This is a genomic window from candidate division KSB1 bacterium, assembly GCA_022566355.1.
Lineage (GTDB): Bacteria > Zhuqueibacterota > JdFR-76 > JdFR-76 > DREG01 > JADFJB01.
In genome coordinates this window covers 1-5,700 of record JADFJB010000187.1, presented here as the reverse complement: position 1 = coordinate 5,700, position 5,700 = coordinate 1, and the positions used below count along the sequence as shown (strand labels likewise).

Genomic DNA, 5,700 nt, shown 5'->3' with positions numbered 1-5,700 from the left:
CGTTTTATCTATTGGAAATCCTTTGCTAAAAGTAGGCCATCCTATGCTCACCCTGATGGGACGTGTACCAGTAAAAGTAACAACCGATAACGGACCTATCCTTCCGGGAGATTTGTTGACTGTATCCAACAAACCCGGTTATGCTATGCTTTGTGCTAAAGCAAAATCTTGTGAAGGCGCAATTATAGGCAAAGCATTGGAAGGCTTGAAGACAGGCGACGGGGTGATATTGGTATTAGTAATGTCGCATTAGCAATATGAAGCTGTATGATCTATTGTTATCTAAAAAGTAAAGAGAAAAAGGAAAACGATGTAGAATAATAAGACAATTTCAATTTTGCGTATTCTGGCTTTTTCTTTAATTTTATTCCAGGCTGCTATAGCTCAGAAAAAAACATTGAGAGTAGCATGCAACTATTGACACAATAAACACAGGATAGTATTACAAGTACTTTGCTTGGCGAGTTTTCATATTGAGATATAATGCTTTTTAACCTTTCTTTATTTTTCGAATAACTAAGCAAACATGAAACCATACTAATATTGACCAACGAAAATTTGTTGAAATAATTTAGAAAACTGTTGACTTTGACCTACCAATTCGTTAAATTAAATGCAAAAAAATCCTAGCGATATCATTTCATTATCCATGTGGTTGCAGGGGCAGGGATGGGTAAACAATAGGTTTTGAATGATACTTTTTGAGAATAAAAAACATCATTTTGTGAATTTCTAACAAAGGAGATGAACCATGAAAAAGCTAATTTTTGTATCGATATTATTTTTTCTGCTTTCTGCTCAGGCTGCCTGGGCCCAGAAAACAATCACTATCCAGGGAGTTGCAACTGACTCCAAAGGTGTGCCTATACTTGATGGGGACAAAACAATCACATTTAATGTTTATGATTCTCCAGATGCTAATTCACCTTTATGGTCGGAACAACAAATTGTTGTCCTGAAAGACGGCATGTTTACCGCTTCACTTGGTGGTGTTAATCCGCTTGATCTCGATTCGGAAAAGAAATATTGGCTGGGGATGAAAATTGGTGATGATGAGGAGATGTCACCGCGATTACAGCTTAATGCAACAGGAGATAATTCCACAGCTTCGGTAAACAGTAAAACAGCTTCGGGAGGAACTGCTGCTATACTCGCGGCCAATAATCTGGATGATGCTTACGACGGGGGTGGTTCCGGTGCAGGCAGGACGATTACTGCGGATGCTGGAGCTGTGAATATAGCTGGTCCTGATGGCTTAACGGTCGAAGGTGCGATCGGCATAGGAACCACCACTCCTACACAATTACTGGAGATAAGAAAGAATGCAGTGGGAGTACGGATGTTGGTACGAAATGAAGGAGGTATCGGTGGTGCAGGATTTGAATTCATAGATGATCTTAGTGGCGCTGACTGGAAAATTAAGGCGACCCAGAATGGAGGGTTTAAGATAAGGGACCAGGCCAATGCCCTGGATGTCATGGGTTTTCTGCCTGTTACTGGCAATGTGGGTATTGGGACATTAGAACCAGCGGCGAGGCTCGTTTTCCGCAGTTCAAGCGGAACTAACATAATCGAAGCCTACAACGATGGCCCCGGCACTACGGGTCTGGTTTTCAGGGTGGAACGGGCAACGGGCAACGTTTATGCCGAAGGCACTTTCAACCCAGGCGGTGCTGATGTGGCTGAATATGTTAATACATCTGAAGCAGTTGAACCTGGTGATGTTATTGAAATTGATCCGGAAAATCCTGGTCAATTTCGGAAAGCACGGGAAGCCAAGAGCCCAAGAGTTGCCGGAATAATCACGACAGATCCCGGTGTAATTCTCGGCGGCAATTCCGTTGACCTGCAAAAATACGATAACCATCCGGCGGTTGCATTGGCTGGCCGGGTTCCGGTAAAAGCAATGGCTAAGTTTGGTGATATTGAAATTGGCGATCTTTTGGTGAGCTCACCTTTCCCCGGTTATGCGATGAAGTGCGATGAACCACGGGAATGTATCGGTGCAATCATTGGCAAGGCGATGGAACCTTTGCAAGAAGGTGTAGGCAAGATCATGGTTCAGGTGATGTTGCGTTAAACGGCTATATTTCATAACGCGAGCAAAGTTGCAAAACTATTGAGCTATTGGCGTTTGGCTATTAGCTATTGGCATCCCGGGTCATTGACTTAATAACTGAATAACTATTAATGACAAAATGACTTAGACAACAACTTAAGTATAATGTATGTCATTGTATATTAGGATGATAATTAGGAATTGTTTAACTAGTCTTAGTGATGACGCCTTAAATTAGGCAACAATAGAGGGTAATAAATTTTTTTCAAAATTGATATGGTGGATTTCAAAGGTTAAGTCGATCCTTTAAATAGAAATGTGAATAAGCAGCTTTTCATATTTATTAGAAAGATATTGAAATAGGATTTTTGCAGGAGCTTTATCAACAAATGAAATCAATTTCTACGTTTCTTTATTCTGTTATTTTTTGCCTGTTATTAATCACAGATTCTCAAGCCCTACAGGAAAGCCAGTTAAATTCCCAAAAAAAGAAAGCGACTGCAACGAATTTACAGACCCGAAAATTCATATTTACCAAGTTGAGTAAAACAAAAGGCATCCAATTAAGAAAATCTGCGCTATCAAATTCCGGGGAAGTTGTTTTAGTAAAATATGATGGTACTATTGAAGGTATTTTAACAATATCAAATCCAAGCGGGTCGAATGATTATTTCGCTGTTCGATATGAAATTCCAGGGGAAATAAAAGCGCCATATATAGTTGCGCAGGTTAGCTTTTTCAACAACGATTCTCAAACTATTTGGCCCCTTGTATTGGTTACCCAGGCTAATGAAAATGGGCATCCCGATTTAAATAATCCAATTGTTGTGTTCAATAACGTAAGCGGAGGTCCTAACCTGGGCTTTCTTGATATCTTGACTAATACTACAGTTGACAACCTGGATGATATATTTTTTGTGATCAAAATGCCGCCGGGTGAAGGATTCAGTATTCCCCCCGGCGAGGGCAGCGGCCCAGCAATTGGCGCTGACGTAACGATGGATAGCGGTCACTTTCCTGGTCATTTGTACTCGACGGATGGCCAAACCTTTCTCAATTTGAACAATTTCAATTTAGGTGTTGAATTAACCATTGGTAATGTTGCTGTATCGGGATTGGTATTCCATGTAGAACGTTCAACAGGCAATGTATTTGCCCAGGGATCTTTCATACCATCTGGTGCAGATCTTGCAGAACACATCAAGGTTTCTGAACCTGTGGAACCTGGCGACGTTGTTGAACTCGATCCAACCAAACCCGGGTTTTATCGCAAAGCGCGCGGTGAAAGCCATTTAGTTGCCGGGATTATTACATCAGAGCCGGGGTTTACGCTTGGAAACAGGCCAGTGGCAAAAAATGAAACTGCAGACCAAAGTTTAAAGGATCGTGCAAAAACAAGAGAATCAATGCAACCAATGTTAGCCCTGATGGGGAGAGTACCTGTAAAAGCCACAACAGAGAATGGCCCAATTCGTGTAGGGGATCTCCTGATTGTATCAAGCAAACCAGGTTATGCCATGCGTTGTTTTGAAATAGATTCGTGTGACGGAACGATCATAGGCAAGGCCTTGGAAGGTCTGGAAAAGGGGAAAGGAAAAATACTGGTATTGGTTATGGCGCATTAGAAGATTTTAAGAAAAGTTTTCTTTTTTTGACAGGATTAACAAGATAAACCGGATTTTTATCCTGATAATCCTGTTTATCCTGTCTAAAATCACTTCACTACTTGTATGGCAGGTCTGCAAGGTTTCCCCTTCTCGTATAGAACCAGGTCATTCCTAAAACGATTCGCCAATTCAATATTGTTAGTCTGTTCAACTATCGTGATCAATTGTTTTTGTAAAGAAGCAGCCTCTTCACAACGCCCCGTTTCAGCTAGTGCCAAAGCAAGTGTTTCAGCATGCGTAGAAGATTTTTGAGCCTGGTAAATTCGCACTGCCAGATCAACCGATCGCCTGCCGTTACGCAGTGATGTATCCGGGCAAACAGCCAAAAGCCGTGCAAGATCATGAGCTGTGAGTCCGCGATCCGGAAAGCGCCGGTTTGCGTGATCCAATAAGTCTCGCGCTTCTCTGTATCTTCCATGTTTAATCAAAAGTTTGGATAAAGAGAGCAGTATCGGTTCATCATCCGGGGCAAATTCCTTTGCTTTATGAAGAAGGTCCAAAGCTTTACCCTCACGACCTATTATTACAAATGCTTTGACCAATTCGCGTATCGTTTCGAGGTCTTTCGGATTAGCTTTCAGTACAGATTGAAATTGATCGATCGCTTCAAAGTATTCTTTTTTTTGGCTGAGTTGCAATCCAAGGTTGAAACGTGCATTCTGGTTTTTGGTATCGTATTGCAATACAGTACGAAATTGCTCGATTGCTCCCTCTATGTCGCCAATCCGTGCCAAGGCGACTCCTAGATTTACATGTCCGCGTACACTTTTGGGTTTTGCTTTCACTGCTTCAGTGAATGCTATGACTGCTTCTTTGTATCTACCAGCACTTAGCGCCATCCGACCTTTTATCAAGTGAACTCGTTCTCCCTGGACTATTTCCTGCAACGCATCCACCAATGGATCAATCGGACGAACTCCGACAGGACCTTGCTGGTTTAAATGTGTTTGCGCGTTCTGTAAATCTCCCAATCCTCGATATGCCATCCCCAGAGAGTAATGAATTCGATTAGCTGCCGGGACTTTTTCCAGTGCAGCATGAAATTGTTTTACGGCTTCCGAATATTTTTGCTTAAGAAGTGCAACCATACCCAAACCGTAAAAAGCAGATGGGAAGTCCGGTGCCAGTTTCAGGGCTGCCTGAAATTCATTGTTTGCTTCTTCCAACAGGTTCAGTTGCATGTAAACATTGCCCAAATTAGATGCCGCTGCCACATAGTTTGGTTGAATCTTTCTTACAATTTTATAGTAATCTACAGATTTAGTTAGTTGCCCTGATTTCTGATAAAGAACACCGAGAAGATAAATCCACCGGTAGTCTTCAGGAACTAAACGGCTGGCATTCAGATAGCAACTTTCGGCTGATTCTATAATATCATAAGCATGATATAGTTGGCCTAATCTCCCATAGCCATCGGCCAGGCTGGCGTCCAATATGTCTCCTTTTGAAATCAAATCGATAAGGGACTTCTGAAATGACTCAATTTGTTTTATTACCGGTTTATCCATTCGGTCTAGCTGAGGTAACGGAATAGCTACTAATCCAGAATTTGGTGGCTCAATAACCTTTTTACTGCTGTCGATTTTCGTTAACTGAGCAGATACATTACCGGATATCAGTAAGAAGGTTATCAAAAGATTCATCAGAAATGTTTTCATAGACTAAAATCACTCATAGCTAAATCCCTAGGGTACTCGCTTTAATCGTAAGCGTTCTAATAAACCATCGAGCTTGTTAAATCATTACAATTACGAGAGTTTGACATAACGTAAATATTATATAAGATAATTATTAATTATAATATAATCGTTTCGACCGAGGCTTTCGGCTGCGGATAAACTCCGCGGGGAGAAATCTTATCACCTAACAAGTTATTTGTGGCTCATTATAAATATGCATACTTTTTTTAACATGTGGTATTAGTTATTTTGATAAAATTCAGATAATAAGTATGATTTTAAAAAAGTACAATCA

Annotated in this window: 4 protein-coding genes; 3 read left to right on the top strand and 1 reads right to left on the bottom strand. The window is 41.0% G+C overall.

Going from position 1 to position 5,700, the window contains the following annotated elements:
• The 3 genes from IIC38_19740 to IIC38_19730 all read left to right on the top strand — a co-directional run.
• Positions 1 to 253: hypothetical protein (locus tag IIC38_19740; GenBank protein MCH8128155.1), on the top strand; the 253-nt coding region annotated here is incomplete at its 5' end.
• A 498-nt stretch (positions 254 to 751) separates the two neighbouring features.
• Entirely contained in the window at positions 752 to 2,080 is a 1,329-nt protein-coding gene (locus IIC38_19735; protein MCH8128154.1) for a hypothetical protein, read from the top strand.
• Positions 2,081 to 2,448: 368 nt separating this feature from the next.
• The gene (locus IIC38_19730) at positions 2,449 to 3,684 is read left to right on the top strand and encodes a hypothetical protein (protein MCH8128153.1); all 1,236 of its coding nucleotides are present in this window, start codon (positions 2,449 to 2,451) and stop codon (positions 3,682 to 3,684) included.
• Positions 3,685 to 3,773: 89 nt separating this feature from the next.
• Here IIC38_19730 and IIC38_19725 read toward each other — a convergent pair whose 3' ends face one another.
• On the bottom strand, positions 3,774 to 5,384 hold the full coding sequence (locus tag IIC38_19725; protein MCH8128152.1) for a tetratricopeptide repeat protein: 1,611 nt from the start codon (positions 5,382 to 5,384) through the stop codon (positions 3,774 to 3,776).
• Between the last annotated feature and the right edge of the window lie 316 nt (positions 5,385 to 5,700).